Origin of the sequence: Lentzea alba, from assembly GCF_047445655.1 — a bacterium.
In the GTDB taxonomy this organism is placed as follows: Bacteria; Actinomycetota; Actinomycetes; order Mycobacteriales; family Pseudonocardiaceae; genus Lentzea; species Lentzea alba_A.
The window spans coordinates 272,268-291,688 of the sequence record NZ_JAJAEG010000005.1; the positions used below are offsets into that span (position 1 = coordinate 272,268).

The 19,421-nt window shown below is 68.9% G+C and carries 15 protein-coding genes; 12 read left to right on the forward strand and 3 right to left on the reverse strand.

All coding sequences use genetic code 11. The features are described from left to right. Nucleotides 1–180: 180 nt before the first annotated feature. The 3 genes from LFM09_RS10865 to LFM09_RS10875 all read right to left on the reverse strand — a co-directional run bounded on the left by LFM09_RS10865 (nt 181) and on the right by LFM09_RS10875 (nt 5,195). Nucleotides 181–1,167, reverse strand: coding sequence for a LacI family DNA-binding transcriptional regulator (locus LFM09_RS10865; RefSeq protein ID WP_414096331.1), 987 nt, complete (start codon nt 1,165–1,167; stop codon nt 181–183). Between the two features lie 114 nt (nt 1,168–1,281). Then, nucleotides 1,282–2,721: a family 43 glycosylhydrolase gene (locus LFM09_RS10870; protein ID WP_414096222.1), complete on the reverse strand. Its 1,440-nt coding sequence runs from the start codon at nt 2,719–2,721 to the stop codon at nt 1,282–1,284. Then, the gene (locus LFM09_RS10875) at nt 2,718–5,195 is read right to left on the reverse strand and encodes an alpha-L-arabinofuranosidase C-terminal domain-containing protein (protein ID WP_414096223.1); all 2,478 of its coding nucleotides are present in this window, start codon (nt 5,193–5,195) and stop codon (nt 2,718–2,720) included. Before LFM09_RS10875 ends, LFM09_RS10870 begins: the two co-directional genes overlap by 4 nt. A gap of 225 nt (nt 5,196–5,420) precedes the next feature. Between LFM09_RS10875 and LFM09_RS10880 the strand changes: the two genes are divergently transcribed. The 12 genes from LFM09_RS10880 (at nt 5,421) to LFM09_RS10935 (ending at nt 19,404) form a co-directional block, all read left to right on the forward strand. Then, nucleotides 5,421–6,341: an ABC transporter substrate-binding protein gene (locus tag LFM09_RS10880; protein WP_414096332.1), complete on the forward strand. Its 921-nt coding sequence runs from the start codon at nt 5,421–5,423 to the stop codon at nt 6,339–6,341. A 135-nt stretch (nt 6,342–6,476) separates the two neighbouring features. Then, nucleotides 6,477–8,015, forward strand: coding sequence for a sugar ABC transporter ATP-binding protein (locus LFM09_RS10885; RefSeq protein ID WP_414096224.1), 1,539 nt, complete (start codon nt 6,477–6,479; stop codon nt 8,013–8,015). Next, nucleotides 8,012–8,164: a hypothetical protein gene (locus LFM09_RS10890; protein ID WP_414096225.1), complete on the forward strand. Its 153-nt coding sequence runs from the start codon at nt 8,012–8,014 to the stop codon at nt 8,162–8,164. The genes LFM09_RS10885 and LFM09_RS10890 overlap by 4 nt, the downstream gene beginning before the upstream one ends. Then, nucleotides 8,161–9,141 carry an ABC transporter permease gene (locus LFM09_RS10895; RefSeq protein WP_414096226.1) on the forward strand — a complete coding sequence of 327 codons (981 nt, stop codon included), beginning with the start codon at nt 8,161–8,163 and terminating at the stop codon, nt 9,139–9,141. The genes LFM09_RS10890 and LFM09_RS10895 overlap by 4 nt, the downstream gene beginning before the upstream one ends. Beyond that, the gene (gene yjfF / locus LFM09_RS10900) at nt 9,138–10,106 is read left to right on the forward strand and encodes a galactofuranose ABC transporter, permease protein YjfF (protein ID WP_414096227.1); all 969 of its coding nucleotides are present in this window, start codon (nt 9,138–9,140) and stop codon (nt 10,104–10,106) included. The genes LFM09_RS10895 and yjfF overlap by 4 nt, the downstream gene beginning before the upstream one ends. A 55-nt stretch (nt 10,107–10,161) precedes the next feature. Continuing rightward, a complete protein-coding gene (locus tag LFM09_RS10905) occupies nt 10,162–12,891 on the forward strand; it encodes a BTAD domain-containing putative transcriptional regulator (RefSeq protein ID WP_414096228.1) in 2,730 nt (909 codons plus the stop codon). A gap of 78 nt (nt 12,892–12,969) precedes the next feature. Next, on the forward strand, nt 12,970–13,419 hold the full coding sequence (locus LFM09_RS10910; RefSeq protein WP_414096229.1) for a hypothetical protein: 450 nt from the start codon (nt 12,970–12,972) through the stop codon (nt 13,417–13,419). Nucleotides 13,420–13,469: 50 nt separating this feature from the next. Next, nucleotides 13,470–14,534, forward strand: coding sequence for a FecCD family ABC transporter permease (locus LFM09_RS10915; protein WP_414096230.1), 1,065 nt, complete (start codon nt 13,470–13,472; stop codon nt 14,532–14,534). 14 nt (nt 14,535–14,548) lie between these two features. Further along, complete coding sequence (locus LFM09_RS10920) at nt 14,549–15,586, forward strand: FecCD family ABC transporter permease (protein ID WP_414096231.1); 1,038 nt, start codon at nt 14,549–14,551, stop codon at nt 15,584–15,586. Nucleotides 15,587–15,615: 29 nt separating this feature from the next. Further along, nucleotides 15,616–16,449, forward strand: a complete 834-nt coding sequence (locus LFM09_RS10925; protein ID WP_414096232.1) for an ABC transporter ATP-binding protein — start codon at nt 15,616–15,618, stop codon at nt 16,447–16,449. Nucleotides 16,450–16,543: 94 nt separating this feature from the next. Then, nucleotides 16,544–17,572, forward strand: coding sequence for an iron-siderophore ABC transporter substrate-binding protein (locus LFM09_RS10930; protein ID WP_414096233.1), 1,029 nt, complete (start codon nt 16,544–16,546; stop codon nt 17,570–17,572). Between the two features lie 38 nt (nt 17,573–17,610). Beyond that, the gene (locus LFM09_RS10935) at nt 17,611–19,404 is read left to right on the forward strand and encodes an ABC transporter ATP-binding protein (RefSeq protein WP_414096234.1); all 1,794 of its coding nucleotides are present in this window, start codon (nt 17,611–17,613) and stop codon (nt 19,402–19,404) included. Nucleotides 19,405–19,421 lie beyond the last annotated feature (17 nt).

Below are 19,421 nucleotides of genomic sequence, written 5' to 3' on the forward strand. Positions count from 1 at the left end.
ACCCGCGCCGACGTCGGCACGGGCTTGTTGTCCGATAGCCGGCGGTAGCCCGACGCCCTCCCGCCCCACCGCCGAGAAACAGGACGGATCGTCGTGAGCGGAACCGTCCACAACCAAGTCACGCCGCGGGTGGACCCACCGTGCCCCGCACCACCAGCACCCGCGCTGACCACAGCAATGTCAGGCCGCTGGCGGCCCCACGCTCTCCCGTTCGACCAGAACCGGAGCGATCGTCCGCCGCGGCCGAGCCGACTCCCCTTCGCTGACCTGCTCGAGCAGCAGCCCGAGCGTCTCCCGCGCCACCGCCGCGAAGTCCGGGCGGACTGTCGTGAGCGGCGGGATGAAGTAGGCCGCCTCCGGCACGTCGTCGAACCCGACGACGCTGACGTCGTGCGGCACCCGGCGGCCGCGCTCGTGCATCGCCCGCAGCACCCCGAGTGCGAGGTGGTCGTTCGAGGCGAACACGGCGGTGACCTCGGGCATCCTGGCCAGCATCTGCCCGGCCTTGTACCCGGCCGCGGCGCTCCAGTCGGCCGCCATCACCGGCGGCACCTCGGCGTGCACCGACTCCAGGGCCTGACGCCAGCCCTGCACGCGGCCGGCCGCGTCGAACCAGTCCGTGGGCCCGGACACGTGCCACACCGTCTCGTGTCCGGCCTGCAGCAGGTGCGTTGTCGCGTCGAACGCACCCGACCGCTGGTCCACCGTGACCAGCGGCGTCGGGCGTTCGGGGTCGCCGTCCACGGTCACCAGCGGCAGTTCGGCCGGCACGTCGGCCAGCGCGTCGGCGGCCGACGAGTTCGGGGCGATCACCACGATGCCGGCCACGCGCTGGTCGCGGTGGCGTTCGACCGCGGCTGCTATCGACTCGCGGTCGAGCACCTTGACCCTGCCGACGCTCACCGCGAACCCGGCCTCGTTCGCCGCCTCCTCGAAGGCGGACAGCAGCGAGGCCGGGCCGTACAGCGTCGAGTTCTGCGCCACCACGCCGATCAGCTGCGTCTTGCCCGTGACCAGCGCGCGAGCCGCCCGGTTGGGGCGGTAGCCGAGCTCCTTGATGGCGGCGCGCACCCGCAGGCGGGTCTGCTCGCGGACGTTCGGGTGCTCGTTGAGCACACGCGAGACCGTCTGGTGCGAAACCCCGGCGAGGCGGGCGACGTCGGTCATCGCGGGGTCACGCTGAGTCTTCTGCTCCACGGACGATCTCCGATCCTTTGGTCTAGACCGATGATGTTAGCGATAACACCCGTCGGCCTCGCTTCAGCGCACCCATTGTGACCGCTATTCGAGCCGGAACGTCGCACGTCGGCGCGCGTCGCGGTCATTTCCGGGTCCGCCGATCACCAGTCTGCCCCGGTCGTGGATGAGATAAGAATCTGCTCCAACATTCAACGAAATCGCGGTCCCGTCGGCCAGTCCCGGAACCCGGCGGAAGCTCGCTGACCGGCCGTAAGCGTCCGTGTCCTCGAACGGGTCGATGCGAACGACCTCGCCATCAACCCGCACGTACCGGTCGGGGAAGTTGACCGACTGCAGCGCGACCGTGCCGGAACCGAGAAATCCCGGTACGAACCGGAACTGCGAGTCGGCGAGCTCGCGGACGTTGCCGTCGACCCGCAGCCGGTACTCGTAGTGCCGCAGCATCAACCCGTCCAGAGTGGCCAGCCGCACGATCGGACCGCCTCGACCGACCGGGACACCGAACGACGGCGTGCCGTCGGCGTTCCAGTGCAGCCGCTGCACGCGAGTGTGCCGGTTCGGGTCGAACAGCGGATCGCCGTTGATGTCGCGGTAGTCGCGGGCGTGGTAGACGAGCACGTCCACATCGCCGACCGTGGTGAACGAGTTGTGCCCCGGCCCGTACTGCGACGTCGGCACGTGAGTGGCGAACACGGGCTGAGCGGACTTGGTCCACGACCGCGCGTCGAGCAGGTTCGCGTTCTCATCCGCGGTCAGCAGGCCCATGCAGTAACGGGCGTCGGTGGCGCTCGCGGAGAACGTCACGAACACCCGGCCGTTGCGGATCAGCACCGCCGGACCCTCGTTCACCCGGAACCCCTGCACCTCCCACGACAGCGTCGGCGTCGCGATCCGCACCGGGGCGGTCTTGAGCGCCAGCGGTGAGGCCATCTCGGCGATGTAGAGGTTGGTGCCGGAGCCGACGCTCGGCTCGTTCTGCGCCCACAGGAAGTAGCGCTTCCCGCGATGCGCGAACGTGGTCGCGTCCAACGTGAACGTGTCCAGGTGCGTGACGACCTGCCCGCGCAGCACCCAGCCGCTCTCACGCGGATCGGCGTTGGCCGACTCCAGGACGTAGGTGCGGATGCGGAACGGATCGTCCTTGTCACCGGCGGCGAAGTAGATGTACCACTTGCCATCGATGCGGTGGAGCTCCGGCGCCCAGATGTAGCCGCCCATCTTCCCGGTGGCCGGCCGGCGCCAGATCGTCCGTTCCCGCGCGGCCGTCAGACCGTCCAGAGTGGACGCTCCGCGAACGACGATCCGGTCGTACTCCGGCACCGAACCCGTCAGGTAGTACATGCCGTCGGTCGGCGGCGTGATGAACGGGTCAGCGCGCTGCTCGACCAGCGGGTTGCGGGTCGGCAGCTCGGCGGGCGGTTCCGGTGCGGCCACGACAGGAGCCGAGGCCGCGAGCGACAACGCACCGGTGGCAGCGATAACACCGCCCGTGCCCAGCAGCAGGGATCTGCGGTCGATCACTTGCGGCTCCTGTCCTTGACGCGGAAGACCGTGATGGAGTTCGGCGGGAACGTGTGGGTGAACGAGCTGCGCACGCTCACCTGCTGGGTGCGGGGCTTGATCGGCTGGGCGAACTCGGTGTTCACGTCGTCGGGACGTCCCTGCATGACGGTCACCCGCGCGGTCGACGCCACCGGCACACCGAGGTCGATCTTCGTACGGGCGGCGTTGTCCTGGGCGTTGACGACCTTGACGATCAGCTCGCCGGTCGCGAGATCGCGGGTGACGACCTGCCGGAACGGTTCGGCGCGCGAGTCGTCGGTGAACTCGCCCCACTTCTGGCCGTCGAGGAACAGCGAGACCTGCCGGCCGCGCACCTCGACCCGGACGTCGTAGGTGCGGCCCGTGTCGACGCGCGTGCCGTTGCTGATCAGCGTGCTCTTGCCGCCACCGACGGCCTTTTCCACGGCCGACTGGGTGTTGTTCCAGCCGCCGAGGTTCCACCAGTAGTAGTTGCCGGTGTCCTGCACGCCGAACGCGACGAGGAAACCCTCGCGGCCGGATTGCTTGGTGGCCTTGACGTTCAGCGTGTAGTCACGCCAGGTCTTGTCGCCGGCGGTGACGAGCGTGTCCTCGGCGGCGGCGTCCGACTGGACGTAGGCGCCGTTCACTACGTTCCAGGCGCCGCGGCCGTTCTTCGTCCACTGGGCGTCGGTGCCGGAGAAGTCGTCGGCGAACAGCTGCTGGCCGGAGGCGTTGGTAACGCGCACATCGTCGTACGCAGCCGCAGTCGCCCACGTCGAGAGGCCGATCGCGCCGGTGATCGGTGCCTGGGTCGACGGGGTGGCCGACGCGGTGCTGGGCACGACCTCGTCGCCCACGTTGTTCATGAACAGCTTCTGCGTCTCGTAGCTCGCCGAACCCCACGACGCGTGGTTGTTGAACCAGATCATGTCCGGTTTCCACTGCACGTAGTCCTCATTGGACAGCAGCGGTGCGTAGGAGGCGAGCTTCACGACGTCGGCGTTGCGTTCGAGGCCAGTCATGAACGCGGCTTCGCTCAGCGCGTTGAAGTACTTGTTGTCCAGCGAGGCGTACTCGCCGAGGAAGACCTTCGGCCCGTTGCGGTCGTAGGAGTCGTAACGGTTGTTGTTCTCCAGGAACCAGTTCGGGCTGTTGTAGTAGTGCTCGTCGACCATCTGCACGCCGGCCTGCTTGTTGAGCTGCCACAAGCGGTCGAACGTGCCGCCGGTGTCGTCCGGGCCGGAGTTGCTGACGACGGTGATGTCCGGGTACCTCGCGTTGATCGCCTTGCGGAACTCGGTGAACCGGGCGAAGAACTCGTCCGGCAGGTTCTCCTCGTTGCCGACCGCGAGATGGGTGAGCTTGAACGGCTTGGGGTGTCCCATTTCGGCGCGCTTGCGGCCCCAGGTCGAGTCGGCGGGCCCGTTGGCGAACTCGATCAGGTCGAGGGTGTCCTGGATGTGCCGCTGCAGCAGCGCGGGGTCGTTGGTGGCGCGGTTCTGGCCGCAGCCGGTGACGAGCGCGGGCACGACGGGCAGCGGCATGGCGCCGACGTCCTCGGAGAACTGGAAGTACTCGTAGTAGCCGAGGCCGTAGGACTGGTTGTAGCCCCAGAAGTTCCAGTTCGTGGCGCGTTGCTCGACCGGGCCGATGGTGTCCTTCCACTGGTACGAGCGGCGGCGCTCGTAGTTCGGCGCGTCGTAGCCGTAGTGGCTGCCGGTGTTGACCAGGCAGCCGCCGGGGAACCGCACGAAACCGGGCTTGAGCGCGGCGATCTTCTCGGCGAGGTCGCGACGCAGGCCGTGGCCCTTGAAGGTGTCCTGCGGCATCAGCGAGATCATGTCGAGCCGCAGGGTGCCGGTTCCGCCGCCGGTGACCAGCAGCCGGCCGGTCGTCGTGGACTTCCTGGCGCGGACGGAGCCGGCGTAGCGGGCCCAGCCGTCGCCCCTCACCTGGATCTTCACCGCGTCGCCGAGCGGGTTTCCGGCAGGGTCTGTGATCGTGGCGGTGAGCGCGGTGGCGGCCTGGTCGGTGCGCGCCCAGACGGAGAAGTCGTAGCGCTGGCCCTCCTGGACCGCGATTCCGCTGTTGTAGCCCGAGTTGATGACACCGGCGGGCAGGCCGAGCTTGAGGTAACGGCGGTTGCGCTCGTTCATCCGGCCGTTGTCGTCGATCACGTCGACGGTGCCGCTGTGCGGTGCCCACGCTGTCAGGCTCGTGTAGGTCGCGTTGTCGGCCTTGTCGTACTCGAACGAGCGGTTCTGCACGAGCTCGGAGTAGAGGCCACCGTCGGCGGCCCGGTTGATGTCCTCGAAGAAGACGCCGTACATCGTGTCGTCGATGGTCGCGCCCTTCTTCGTGGCGTCGACTTTGAGCGTGTAGTCGGTCTCGGCCGCCGCACCCGAACCGGGGACGGCGGCCAGCAGGGAGGCCGCGAGCGCGGCCGACAGCAGAACGTGCCTGGGGGACATCGATGAGCTCCCGGCGTTCGGGGGTGCCAGCTGCAAAAGTGAGCGCTAACATAGTTGCGCTCACATCCCGGGTCAACGGTCAGAAGTCGTTATGGCCGGGGGCTTGACGGCACGGATGTGAGCGTTCACTCTTACCCACCACAACGCGGGCTCCACGACACCGTCGTCACCTCGGAGGAAATCCCAGTGCTGAAGAAGATCACGACAGTCGCCAGCGTGGTCCTGATGGGCGCGCTCTCAGCGTGCGGCTCAGGCGGCGGTACGGCCGCGTCGAGCGACACCATCACGATGGGCTTCGCCCAGGTGGGCGCCGAGAGCGGCTGGCGCACCGCGAACACCAAGTCGATCCAGGACGAGGCCCAGGCCGCCGGCATCGACCTGAAGTTCTCCGACGCGCAGCAGAAGCAGGAGAACCAGATCAAGGCGATCCGCTCCTACATCCAGCAGAAGGTGAGCGTGATCGCGTTCAGCCCGGTCGTCGAGACGGGTTGGGACACCGTGCTGCTCGAAGCCAAGCGCGCGAACATCCCGGTGATCCTCACGGACCGCGCGATCGATTCCGACGACACGTCGCTGTACAAGACGTTCCTCGGCTCGGACTTCGTCGAGGAGGGCCGCAAGGCCGGCGACTGGCTGGTCGCCAACGCGTCCGGCCCGACGAACGTGGTGGAGCTGCAGGGCACGACCGGTGCCGCGCCCGCGATCGACCGCAAGAAGGGCTTCGAGGAGAAGATCGCCGCCAAGCCCGACATCAAGGTCGTCGCCTCGCAGACCGGTGACTTCACCCGGTCCGGCGGCAAGCAGGTGATGGAGGCGTTCCTCAAGTCCCAGCCGGACATCGACGTCGTGTACGCGCACAACGACGACATGGGCCTGGGCGCGATCGAGGCGATCAAGGCCGCGGGCAAGGTGCCCGGCAAGGACATCAAGATCATCACCGTCGACGCGGTGAAGGACGGCATGCAGGCGCTGGCCAACGGCGAGATCAACTTCATCGTGGAGTGCAACCCGTTGCTGGGCAAGCAGTTGATGGAGCTGACCAAGAAGGTCGTGAAGGGCGAGGAGGTGCCCGCGCGGGTCGTGACCGAGGAGGGCACGTTCACCCAGGAGCAGGCCAAGGCCGCACTCCCCCAGCGCCAGTACTGAGGTTCTCCCCCAGTCCGCGGGACCCGTCATGGCCGCCCAAGTGGTGACGGGTCCCGCACCCCAAAGACTCGCGGGGCCCGTCGCTCTCTCCCATCCGGTGACGGGTCCCGCGCCCCAGCAACGAAGGCGCTCGCTATGACCGAGTCACCGCCACCGGTCGTGGAGATGCGGGGCATCAGCCTCGCGTTCCCCGGCGTGAAGGCGTTGCAGGACGTCGACTTCCGGCTGTTCCCCGGCGAAGTGCACGCTCTCATGGGCGAGAACGGCGCCGGCAAGTCCACCCTGATCAAGACGCTCACCGGCGTCCACACCCCCGACAGCGGAACGGTCGCGCTGGCCGGGGACACCGTCGCGTTCTCCTCCCCCGGCCAGGCCCAGCAGGCCGGGATCAGCACGGTGTACCAGGAGGTCAACCTCTGCGCGAACCTCACCGTCGCGGAGAACATCCTGCTGGGCCGCGAACCCCGCCGGTTCGGCGGCGTCGACTTCCCGGCGATGCGGGTGAGGGCCGCCGAGGTGCTGGCCCGCATCGGCGTGCACATCGACCCGGCGTCGGTCCTCTCGTCGCATCCCATCGCCGTGCAGCAACTGGTCGCAATCGCCCGCGCGATCGCCGTCGACTGCCGCGTGCTGGTGCTCGACGAACCCACGTCCAGCCTGGACGCGGGCGAGGTCGCCGAGCTGTTCCGGATCATGCGGGTGCTGCGCGACGAGGGCGTGGCGATCCTGTTCGTGTCGCACTTCCTGGACCAGGTCTACGAGATCGCGGACCGCATGACGGTGCTGCGCAACGGAACCCTGGTAGGCGAGCACCTGACCGCCTCGCTGGACCGCCGCTCGCTGATCTCCCAGATGATCGGCCGCGAGCTCGGCACCCTGGAGGCGATCGAGGACGCGAGCGAACGCCGAACCGCCTCCGGCCCGGTGCTCGTGCGTGCCGAGGGCCTCGGCCGGCGCGGGGCGATCGCCCCGTTCGACCTCGACATCCGCTCGGGCGAAGTGGTCGGCCTGGCCGGCCTGCTCGGCTCCGGCCGCACGGAACTGGCGCGCCTGCTGTTCGGCGCGGACCGCGCGACCGAGGGCCGGCTGCTCGTCGACGGCGCACCGCTGCACCTGCGCGGCCCGCGGTCGGCGATCGCGCACGGCATCGCGTTCTGCTCGGAGGACCGCAAGGGCGAAGGCCTGGTGGCGGACCTGTCGATCCGCGACAACCTGGTCCTGGCGATGCAGGCCGCACGCGGCTGGAGCCGCCCGGTGCCCCGCCGGCTCAAGGACCACCTGGTCGAGAAGTACCTGGCGGCGCTGGACATCCGCCCCGCGAACCCGGACGCACTGGTGCGCACGCTGTCCGGCGGCAACCAGCAAAAGGTGCTGCTGGCGCGCTGGCTGGTCACCGAACCGCGGCTGCTGATCCTCGACGAGCCCACGCGCGGCATCGACATCGGCGCCAAGGCCCAGATCCAGCAGCTCGTCACGCAGCTGGCCGCCGACGGAACCGCGGTGCTGTTCATCTCGGCGGAACTCGAGGAGGTCGTGCGGATCGCCGACCGGATCGTGGTGCTGCGCGACCGCCACAAGATCGCGGAGCTGGCCGGTGGGTCGAGCCTGGACGAGGTCGTGGAGCTGATCGCCGGCGAGCAGGGCGACCAGGTGCCGGAAAGGACTGCGTCATGAACCCCGGCCTTCCCCCGGTCGACGGCACCGGTCGCGACCTCAACACCCCGCCACGGCGCGACCAGCCAGATGCAGGAAGGACCGCTGCCGTGCCGAACCTGCGGCCCACACGCGTGCTCACCTGGACGGCAAAGGAGGTGGCGTGGTGAAGAACCGCCTCCTCTGGCCACTCCTGGCGCTCGTCGCCCTCCTTCTGCTCAACCTCGTCGTCACCCCGTCCTTCTTCTCCTTGCGCATCCAGGACGGCCACCTCTACGGCGGCCTGGTCGACGTTCTCAAGAACGGCGCCCCCACCCTCCTGATCGCGCTCGGCATGACCCTGGTCATCGCCACCCGCGGCATCGACCTGTCCGTGGGCGCGGTAGCCGCCATCGCGGGCGCCGTCACGTGTGTCCACATCGGATCGTCCCCGGACGCGGGCACGGCATTCGTCGGCATGGCGATCGCACTGGTTCTGTGCGCGGTGCTGGGCCTGTGGAACGGCCTTCTGGTGGCAGGCCTGGGCATCCAGCCGATCATCGCCACCCTGGTGCTGATGACGGCCGGCCGCGGCATCGCCATGCTCGTCACCGAGGGCCAGATCATCACCGTCAACAACGACGCGTACCGGCAGGTCGGCGCCGGGTTCGTGATCCTGCCGATCTCCATCCTGATCAGCCTCGCGGTCCTCGGACTGGTAGCGCTCACCACTCGCAAGACCGCGCTGGGCATGCTGATCGAGGCGGTGGGCGTGAACCCGGAGGCGTCGCGGCTGGCCGGTGTCAAAGCGAAGACCATCATCTGGACCGTGTACGTGTTCGCGGCGGTGTGCGCGGGCATCGCGGGCCTGATGATCAGCTCGAACGTCAGCGCGGCCGACGCCAACAACGCCGGGCTGTGGATCGAGATGGACGCGATCCTGGCCGTCGTCATCGGCGGCACGTCCCTGGCCGGCGGGCGCTACTCGCTCACGGGCACGTTGCTCGGGGCGTTGATCATCCAGACGCTCACGACCACGGTCTACACGATCGGTGTGGCGCCCGAGGTCACGTTGGTGTTCAAGGCGGTCGTCGTCATCGCCGTGTGCCTGGTCCAGGCGCCGAAGGCACGCGCCGCGCTCAGCTTCCGGAAGGTGGCCGTCTCGTGACCGCTCTCGCTACCCGGCTGCCGTCGCGGTTCCTGCCGGTGCTCGCGACCGTGATCCTGTTCGCGCTCACCTTCGGTGTGGGGTCGGTGAGCTACGACGGGTTCGCGTCCGGGCAGGTCATAGCGAACCTGTTCATCGACAACGCCTTCCTGATCGTGCTCGCGGCGGGCATGACGTTCGTGATCCTCAGCGGCGGCATCGACCTGTCCGTCGGCTCGGTCGTCGCGCTCTCCACGATGGTCACGGCCGCAGGGCTCAAGGCGGGCTGGCCGGTACCGCTCGTGGTCGTCGCGGTGCTGGTGATCGGCAGCACGCTCGGCCTGCTGATGGGGCTGGTGATCCACAAGTTCGACATCCAGCCGTTCATCGTGACGCTGGCCGGCATGTTCCTGGCCCGCGGCCTGTGCTTCCTGATCAGCGTCGAGTCGGTGTCCATCAAGGACAGCACGTTCCGCGACGTCGCGACCGCCACCATCGACCTCGCAGGCGTGACCATCACCTACAACGTTGTTATCGCTCTCATCGTGGTCGCGGCGGCACTCTGGATCCTGCACCGCACGCGGTTCGGCCGGACGGTCTACGCAGTGGGCGGCAACGAGTCGTCCGCGCTGCTCATGGGCCTGCCGACGGCACGGGTCAAGGTCGGCGTGTACGTGATCAGCGGTTTCTGCTCGGCGCTGGCCGGCCTGCTGTTCAGCCTCTACATGCTGTCCGGCTACGGCCTGCACGCCGTCGGCATGGAGCTGGACGCGATCGCCGCGGTCGTCATCGGCGGCACGCTGCTGGCGGGCGGCGTCGGGTACGTGCTCGGCAGCCTCGCCGGCGTGCTGGTGCTCGGCACGATCCAGACGCTGATCTCGTTCCAGGGCACGCTCAGCTCGTGGTGGACCAAGATCGTGATCGGGGCGCTGCTGCTGGTCTTCATCGCGGTCCAGCGCACATTGGTCCGGCGTCCACGTATTTAGCGGACCCTCCCGTCCTCCGCACTAGGGTGAAGCAGGGGGCGGACGGGAGGACCGGTTGGCATCGGCGGTCGAGATCGCCCTGCTCGGAGAGGTGAACGCGCGGGTCGGCGGCCGGATCGTCGAGCTCGGGCCGGCCCGGCAGCGGTGTGTGCTCGCGGCACTGGCGGTCGACGTCAACAAGGCCGTGTCGGTGGCGCAGCTGACCCACAGGGTCTGGGGTGACGACCCTCCGCCGCGGTCCAGAGCGACGCTGCACAGCTACCTGTCGCGGTTGCGGCAGGCGTTCGCCGGGACGGACCAGATCACGCTGGCCAGCCGGTCGAACGGCTACGTGCTCATCGCCGATGCGCAGACGGTGGACCTGACCAGGTTCCGCAAGCTGCGGGACGAGGCACGCCACCACAACCACAGCCAGGACGTGGCCCACGTCCTGGAGCAGGCGATGGCGCTGTGGCGAGGCGAACCGCTGACCGGCATCGGTGGCGAGTGGGCCGACGTCACCCGCGAACGGCTCGCCCAGGAGCGCGACGCCGCCGAACTGGACCGGATCGACGCACGGCTCCGGCTCGACCAGGGCCCGGAGCTGCTCGCGACGACCTCTGTGTTCGTCACGACCTGGCCGCTCGACGAACGCGTGGCGGGCCAGCACATGCAGGCCCTCGCGCAGGCCGGGCGGATCTCCGAGGCGCTGGAGCACTTCCGGGCCGTGAGGACGCGGCTCGTCGAGGACCTCGGCACGGAACCGGGCGCGGAACTGCGCAGGCTGCACGAGAAGCTGCTGATCAGTGACGAACGGCCCCAGCAAGTCGACGTGCCGCGGCAGCTGCCGTCGGCGCCCGCGCAGTTCGTCGGGCGAGAGCAGGACCTGATGCAGCTCGACAACGCGATGCGCACCGTCGGGGTCGCGGCGATCGCGGGCGCGGGCGGCATGGGCAAGACGTGGCTCGCTCTGCACTGGGCGCACCGCAACCTGCACCGGTTCCCGGACGGCCAGCTGTTCGTGGACCTGCGCGGGTTCAGCCCTGACGAGGCGCCGATGGAACCGGACGTCGCGATCCGCGGGTTCCTGCACGCGCTCGGCCTCGACGCGAACCGCGTCCCGGCCGACCCGCACGCGCGGGCGACGCTGTTCCGCAGCCTCACCGCGGACCGGCGGATCCTCATCGTGATCGACAACGCGGTCGACGCCTCCCAGGTCGTGCCGATCCTGCCCGGCGGCGGCACCTGCCGCGTGCTCGTGACCAGTCGCAACCGGCTGCTCGGGCTCGTCACCGCGCACGGCGCCCGGCCGGTCGGGCTGGACGTGCTGGCCGAGGGTGACGCGAGCACGTTGCTGGCCAACCGGATCGGCGCGACCAGGCTGACCGGCGAACCGCTCGCGGTGGCGCGGCTGGTCGACCTGTGCGGCGGGCTGCCGCTGGCGTTGAGCATCGTCAGCGCGCGGGTCCTCACCGAACCGGAGCTGTCGCTCGCCGCCATCGCCCAGCAGCTCGAAGAACTCGGTCTCGGCGCGCTCGACGCGGATCCGAGTGTGAGCGTGCCCGTCGTGCTGTCCTGGTCCTACCGCGCGCTCTCCCAACACCAGAAAGACATGTTCGCGCTCCTGGGGATCGCACCGGGCGAGGACATCGGGCTCGACGCCGCAGCCAGCCTCACAGGTGTGTCCAAAGAGGACGCACGGAGAACGCTCAGAGCCTTGGAACAGGCGTCACTGGTCACGATCGGCAGCGGGTTCCGCACCCGGATGCACGACCTGGTGCGGGCTTACGCCGCTGAGAAGGCCAAGCAGACCAACAGCGACGAACCGCTTCGACGGCTCGTCGACCACCACACGCACTCCGCCCACGCGAACGACCGGCTGATCGACCCGCACCGGCCGTTGATCGAGCTGCCGGACCTCACCGACAAGGCCTTGGTCACGTCGGCGAACGACAAGGCCGGCGCGCTGGCGTGGTTCGACGCGGAACGCGCCACGCGCCAGGCCGTGCAGCAGGCCGCGGCAGCACGGGGCTGGAACGACCGGGTCGTGCTGCTGGCCCGGATTTCCCATGCGTACCATCAGTTGCGCGGTCATCTCGACGACGAGCTGACCATGTGGCAGACCGCGATCGACGCCGCCGACGACCCCGCGCAACGGGTCGTCGCCCACCGGATCATGGGCAGCAGCCTCGGCCAGGTGCAGCGCTTCGACGAGGCCCAGCACCACCTCGACGCGGCGCTGGAGCTGGCCGAGCAGGTCGGCGACCCGCTGCAGCTGGGCGACACCCGCGGCACGCTCGCGTGGCTCTGGGCGAACCGCGGCGAGTTCCAGCGGGCGATCCAGCACGCCGAAGCCTCCCTGCCGCACTACCGCGAAGCCGGCAACCAGATGCTGCTCGCCATGGCGCACAACAACATCGGCTACTGCGCCGCCGAGATCGGCAACCTCGACCAGGCACGCGAGCACGCCACCACGGCGTTGGACATCTTCGTGCGGCTGGCCGACCGGTACGGCCAAGCGAACGCGTTCGACACGCTCGGCCGCATCGAGCACCAGAGCGGCAACCACGCCGAGTCCATCAAGCTCTACCGCGACACCCTCGCGATCTACCACGAGGAACAGGACTCCTACCACGAGGCCAGCACGCTGCGGGACCTCGGCCACCCGCACCTGGCGCTCGGCGACCACGCCGCGGCCGAAGCGGTGTGGCGTGCGGCACTCGACCAGTTCGAGCAGCAGGGACGCACCGAAGAAGCTGATCAGGTGCGCAAACAACTGGCCACCCTGGACCCCCAGGGCCCTTAGACCAGGGTTCCTCACGGGCGCGAACAGCCCCCGTGCCGGACGAAAGTGGTTCCTGCGAACAACATGAGGAGCCACGAAATGTCCACCATCGTCCTGACCCAGCACACCACCGCGACGCCCGAGCAGTTCATCGCCGGGCTCACCGACTTCGGGCCGGGTCGCGCCGAGCTGTTCCCCAACAGCGCCGACGACTTCCTGAAGGTGCACGAGCAGGGCGACGAGTTCGCCGACGTGACCGAGGGGTCCGGCGGGATCTGGGAACGGCTGCACTACGACTGGTCCGACCCGGGCCACGTCGTGCTGACCACCGTCGACTCCAACGTGTGGGGCGGCAGGTCCGGCCACACCTACACGTTCACGCGCCACGCCGACGGCACGACCGAGGTGCGAGCCGAGGTGGTGCGCGAGGGCAAGAACCTCAAGGGCCGCCTGCTCGGGGTCGTGCTCGGGATCTTCGGCAAGAACGTCCTGGGTGGAGCGCTCGCGAAGACCGTGAAGGCCATCGAGGCGTCCGTTCCAAACAGTTAGGTAAGGGTGCCCTGGGTTTCTCCGGGGCCGGGCGGCTAACGTAGCCCGTCGTGAGCACAGTGGTGGAGCAACGCGGACTGGAGTCCGCACCGGCCGCAGAGAGCCCGCGCAGGCGGCGTCTCCTCGGTCTGGCCGGATTGGTGGCGTTGCTCGCCGTCGCGGCGGTGCTGTCCCTGGTCGTCGGCGCACGGGCCCTCACCCCCGCCGAGGTGTGGCAGGGCCTGTTCGGCGATCCCGGCACGGACCAGCGGCTCACCGAGATCACGCTCATCGTGCAGACGCTGCGGATCCCGCGCACGATCCTCGCGATCGTGGCGGGCATCGCGCTCGGCGCGGCGGGCGCGTTGATCCAGGGCCACACCCGCAACCCCATCGCGGACACGGGTCTGCTGGGCGTCAACGCCGGGGCGTCGTTCGCGGTGGTGCTCGCGGTCTACCTGTTCGGGCTCGGGAACCCGTTGCAGTACATGTGGTTCGCGTTCATCGGGACCGCGGTCGCCGGGGTGGCCGTGTTCGGGCTGTCCAGTCTCGGGCGCGGCGCGGGCAACCCGTTGACGCTGGTGCTCGCCGGGCAGGGCGTCACGGTGTTCCTCGCCTCGATGACGGTCGCGGTCGCGTTGTCCGACACGCAGTCGCTGGACGTGCTGCGGTTCTGGAACGCGGGGTCGGTGCAGGGCGTCGGGTACGACGTCATCGGGGTCGCGGCGATCTTCGTGGTCGTCGGGCTGGTGCTGGCCGTGGTCAACACACCCACGATCAACCTGCTCAACCTCGGTGACGACGTCGCGCGCGGGCTCGGCGTGAACATCGCGGCGGGCCGGACGATCGGCGTGCTGGCCGTGACGTTGCTGGCGGGTGCGGCGACGGCGGCGTGCGGGCCGATCGCGTTCCTCGGGCTGATGGTCGCGCACGTGGCGCGGTGGCTGACCGGGCCGGACTACCGCTGGCTGGTCCCGTTCGCGGGGTTGCTCGGGGGTGTCGTGCTGCTGGTGTGCGACATCGCGGGCCGGCTGGTCGTGCGGCCGGCCGAGCTGCAGGCAGGCATCGTCGTCGCTCTTCTCGGCGCACCTTTCTTCGCGGCGCTGGTGTGGCTCGGAAAGTTCAGGCAGGCATGATCACCGAACCCCAAATGCACTCTGGCGTCCGCATCGGCGGCTGGTCCTGGGTCTGGCGGCCCTGGATCGTGCTCGCCACGGCGGTGCTCGCCGCGCTGACCTTCCTGATCTTCTGCATCTCGATCTCCGTCGGCGACTTCACCATCGAGCTGTCCGCCGTGTTCCAGACGATCTTCGCCGAGGGTGCGCGGGTCGACGAGTTCGTGATCATGGACCTGCGGATGCCGCGGGCGCTGGTCGGCCTGATCGTCGGGACCGCGCTGGGGATCTCCGGCGCGCTGACCCAGTCGATCGCCCGCAACCCGTTGGCCAGCCCCGACGTTCTCGGCATCACCTCGGGCGCCAGTGCCACCGCGGTCTTCCTCGTCACAGCCACCGGCGGCGCTGCGATCACCAGTTCGATCGGGCTGCCCGCGGCGGCGTTGCTCGGCGGCCTGCTGACCGGGCTCCTCGTCTACTTCCTGGCGTGGCGCAGGGGCATCGACGGGTTCCGGCTGATCCTGATCGGCATCGCGGTCAACGCGGCGATGCAGGCGCTCACGACGTGGCTGCTGGCGCTGGCGGACATCCGCGACGTCGCCCGCGCGCAGGCCTGGCTCGTCGGGTCGCTGGACGCGCGGTCGTGGACCGAGGTGTGGACCTCGCTGTGGATCACCGTCGCGCTGGTCGTGATCGTGCTGGTCACCGCCTTCCAGCTGCGGCCGATGCACTTCGGTGACGACGTCGCCGCGGGCTTGGGTGTGCGGTACACGGCCGTGCGGGCCGTTCTGCTGCTGTGCGCGGTGCTTCTGGCCGGTGTCGCGGTCTCCGCGGCCGGGCCGGTGCCGTTCGTCGCGCTGGTCGCGCCACAGATCACCATGCGACTGCTGCGCACGCCCGTTCCGCCGTTGCTCGCGTCGGGGCTCTTCGGTGCGTTGCTGCTGATCGGCTCAGACCTCGTCGCACGGGTCGTGCTGCCGAACGACCTGCCCGTCGGCATCGTCACGGCGATCATCGGCGGACCGTTCCTCGTCTACCTCCTGGTGCGCGCGAACGTGAAGCGCGCGGCCTGAGGTAAACCTCAGTTAAGTAAGGTTGCCCTATGACCGCGCTGCGCAACGATGCCGCCCGATTGGGTGCCGAGGGCGTCACGGTCGGGTACGCCGACCGGGTCGTGCTCGACAACCTCGACGTCGCCATCCCGACCGGGGTGATCACCACCGTGATCGGCCCCAACGGCTGCGGCAAGTCGACGCTCCTGCGCACCCTGTCCCGCCTCCTCAAGCCCCGCAAAGGCACGGTGCTGCTCGACGGCAACGACATCGCGCGGCTCAAGACCAAGGACGTCGCGAAGCGGATGGGCCTGCTCCCGCAGACCCCGATCGCGCCAGAGGGACTGACCGTCGCCGACCTGGTGGCCCGCGGCCGGCACCCGCACCAGAGCTGGGTGCGCCAATGGTCCAGCGACGACGCGGATGTCGTGGCGAAGGCGCTGCAGATGACCGGCGTCGCCGATCTGGCCCACCGGCCGGTCGACTCGCTCTCGGGCGGTCAGCGACAGCGGGTGTGGATCTCCATGACGCTCGCCCAGGGCACCGATCTGCTGCTGCTCGACGAGCCGACGACCTATCTCGACCTCGCGCACGCGATCGACGTCATCGACCTCGTCGACGACCTGCACGAGGGCGGCTGCACGATCGTGATGGTCCTTCACGATCTGAACCTGGCCGTTCGTTACAGCGACAACCTGATCGTGATGAAGTCGGGATCGATTGTCGCGCAAGGACATCCGAGCGAAGTGATCACGAGCGAGTTGTTGCTGGACACGTTCGGTTTGGTCGCAAAAGTCATCGACGACCCCGTCAGCGAACGCCCGTTGATCGTGCCTATCGGTCGGACTCACGTGGTATCGAAGAGTGACCAAGGACTAGGTTAGCCTGCCCTAACCGGGTGATAAGGTTCGCCTGTCCTAATTTCCCCCGCCGCGTGGGCAGCGAAGAACGAGGTGCCGAATGGGCCAGAGAACGACCATGACCTGGAAGCGATTGACCGCTGTGGCAGCAGCCGTGGTGGTCGGTGCCAGCGTCCTCGCCGGGTGCGGTTCTTCCACGCCTGCGACCACGACTGACTCGAACAACGCCTCCGGTGGCACGTTCCCGACCAAGGTCGAGCACTTCTTCGGCACGACGGAGATCAAGGAAGCGCCCAAGCGCGTCGTCTCCCTCGGCTACACCGACGACCAGACGATGCTCGCGCTGGGCACCGTCCCGGTCGGCATGGTCGACCAGTACCCGAACCCCGAGGGCAAGAAGCCCGACATCAACACCCAGTGGGCCTGGGTGAAGGACAAGTGGGGTTCGACGACGCCCGAGGTCGTCATGAAGAACGGCGACACCGAGCCGAACTACGAGAAGATCGCGCAGCTGCGCCCCGACCTGATCATCGCGGTGTACTCCGAGGCCGACCAGGCCTGGTACGACAAGCTGTCGAAGATCGCCCCGACGGTCGGCCGCACCAAGGCCGAGACCGAGCCGTTCAGCGCGAAGTGGCAGGACAACGCCCTGCAGATCGCCAAGGCGCTCGGCAAGGAGTCCGAGGGCGCCAAGATGATCAAGGCCGTCGACGACAAGATGGCCGAGGCCAAGAAGTCCAACGCCGCGTGGGCGAACGAGACCGCGGTCGTCACCTCCTGGTACAAGGACGCCATCGCGCCGTTCACCACGACTGACGTGCGTGGCCAGGTCGTCACGGGCATCGGCTTCAAGGGCAACACGAAGATCGACGAGCTCGCGGCCGGCAAGTTCTACGTGCAGCTGTCGCCCGAGCGCATCGACGTGATGAACGTCGACCGCATCTTCGTGATCGCGGACAAGGCGGACGCGGACGCGCTGAAGGCGTTCCCGCTGTTCGCGAACCTGCCCGCGGTCAAGGCCGGCAAGGTCCACTGGATCCTCGACAGCGAGGGTCCCGCCGTGGGTGCCGCGATCTCGCAGGCCACCCTGGCGTCCATGCCGTACGCGGTCGACGAGCTGGTGAAGGCCGCCAAGTCGGCAGCCTGATCCACACAGCTCAACCCTCCCCCGAAAGGCCTCCCCCTGTGAGCACCGCTCTGTCCGCACCCGTGTCCAAGCTCAACACGGCGACCGGACGGGAGGCCCTTCGCTGGGTGCTCGACCACTGCCGGGCCGCCCCCGGCCTGCCGCTCGCCACCGTGCTGGCGACGGTGGCCGGGGCGGTGCTGCAGATCGTCCCGGTGTTCCTGCTGGGCACCGTGGTGGACGGGTTCGTCGAGAAGCGCGACCCGTCGATCCTCTGGTCGATCGGCATCGCGACGGTCGTGGCCGCCCTCGGTGGCGCGGTGATGACCGCGGTGTCGACCTACCTGATCGGCCGCGTCGGCGCGGAAATGCTGGCGCGGCTGCGAGAAGGTGTCGTGCGGGCCGTGCTCGGCATGCCGAGCACGCGGATCGAGCAGGTCGGCCGCGGTGACGTGCTGTCGCGCGTGGGCGACGACGTTGCCGTCATCTCCAAGGGTTTCCGCACGGCGATCCCGACGATCTTCTCGGCGACCGTGCTGGTCGTCATCGCCACCGCCGGCATGTTCGGGCTCGACTGGCGGCTCGGCATCGCCGGTGCCTGCGCGCTTCCCGCGTACGCGCTGGCGCTGCGCTGGTACCTGCCGCGGTCGGCGCCGCTGTACCGGGCGCGGTCCGAGGCGCAGGCCGACCGCGCGCAGGCGTTGATCAGCGGCCTGGACGGCATCGCTACCGTGCGCGCTTATCGCCTGGAGAACGCGTTCCGGGACAAGGTGACCGCCGAGTCGTGGCGGGTGCGCAACATCGGCATCGACGTTTTCCGCTTCTTCGGGCGGTTCATCGGCCGGGAGAACCGCGCCGAGTTCATCGGGCTCGGACTGATCATCGTGGTCGGCTATCTCCTGGTGACCAACGGGCAATCGTCGCTCGGCCAGGTTTCCGTTGCCGCGCTGTTGTTCCACCGGTTGTTCAACCCGCTCGGACTGATCATGGCGTTCTTCGACGAGGCGCAGAAATCCGGCGCCGGTCTGACGCGATTGGTCGGCGTGCTCAGCGAATCCGACGGCGACAAACTCGTGCGCAGCGCGGTGGCGGTTGATGCCAACGCCGAACCACTTCCGGTGTCGGTGCGCGGGCTTTCCTTCCGGTATCCCGAATCCGAGCACGACGTGCTGATGGACATCGACCTGGAAATCCCCGCGGGCACTTCGCTCGCGTTGGTCGGCGCCACCGGTGCGGGCAAGACGACGTTGGCCGCACTCGTCGCCGGAACCGGCACTCCGTTGACCGGATCCGTGCACATCGGGCCGACCGACCTCGCCGACGTCGACGAGGCCGGTGCCCGTGCGCTGGTCAGCATCCTGACCCAGGAGGCGCACGTCTTCGCGGGTCCACTCGCCGAGGATCTGCGATTGGCCGCGCCGGACGCCACGGACGCCGAACTTCTCGACGCTCTAACGGTTGTTGGCGCTGACACGTGGGTCGAAGCGCTTCCGCAGGGGCTGCAGACCGATGTCGGCGAGGGTGGCGAACGCCTCGACGTGACCAAGATCGCCCAGATCGCGCTGGCCCGGCTGGTGCTCGGCCGCTCCCCCGTCGTCGTGCTGGACGAGTCGACGGCCGAGGCGGGCAGCCAGGGTGCCGCTCAGCTCGAACGCGCGGCGCTGGCGGCCTGTGGTGGCCGCACAACGCTTCTCGTGGCGCACCGGCTCACTCAGGCCATCGCCGCGGACCGCATCGCTGTGCTCGACGCCGGACGGGTCGTGGAACAGGGCACGCACGAAGAACTTGTGGCGCGTGACGGGCGTTACGCGGCACTTTGGGCCGCTTGGCGATTCGGATCCGCAAATACTTAGGTTAGGCTCACCTTCAC

Coding starts and splice junctions, on each gene's coding strand:
- LFM09_RS10865 (WP_414096331.1), bottom strand. CDS start 1,167: ATGACCGACGTCGCCCGCCTCGCCGGGGTTTCGCACCAGACGGTCTCG.
- LFM09_RS10875 (WP_414096223.1), bottom strand. CDS start 5,195: ATGTCCCCCAGGCACGTTCTGCTGTCGGCCGCGCTCGCGGCCTCCCTG.
- LFM09_RS10880 (WP_414096332.1), top strand. CDS start 5,421: ATGGGCGCGCTCTCAGCGTGCGGCTCAGGCGGCGGTACGGCCGCGTCG.
- LFM09_RS10885 (WP_414096224.1), top strand. CDS start 6,477: ATGACCGAGTCACCGCCACCGGTCGTGGAGATGCGGGGCATCAGCCTC.
- LFM09_RS10890 (WP_414096225.1), top strand. CDS start 8,012: ATGAACCCCGGCCTTCCCCCGGTCGACGGCACCGGTCGCGACCTCAAC.
- LFM09_RS10910 (WP_414096229.1), top strand. CDS start 12,970: ATGTCCACCATCGTCCTGACCCAGCACACCACCGCGACGCCCGAGCAG.
- LFM09_RS10920 (WP_414096231.1), top strand. CDS start 14,549: ATGCACTCTGGCGTCCGCATCGGCGGCTGGTCCTGGGTCTGGCGGCCC.
- LFM09_RS10925 (WP_414096232.1), top strand. CDS start 15,616: ATGACCGCGCTGCGCAACGATGCCGCCCGATTGGGTGCCGAGGGCGTC.
- LFM09_RS10930 (WP_414096233.1), top strand. CDS start 16,544: ATGACCTGGAAGCGATTGACCGCTGTGGCAGCAGCCGTGGTGGTCGGT.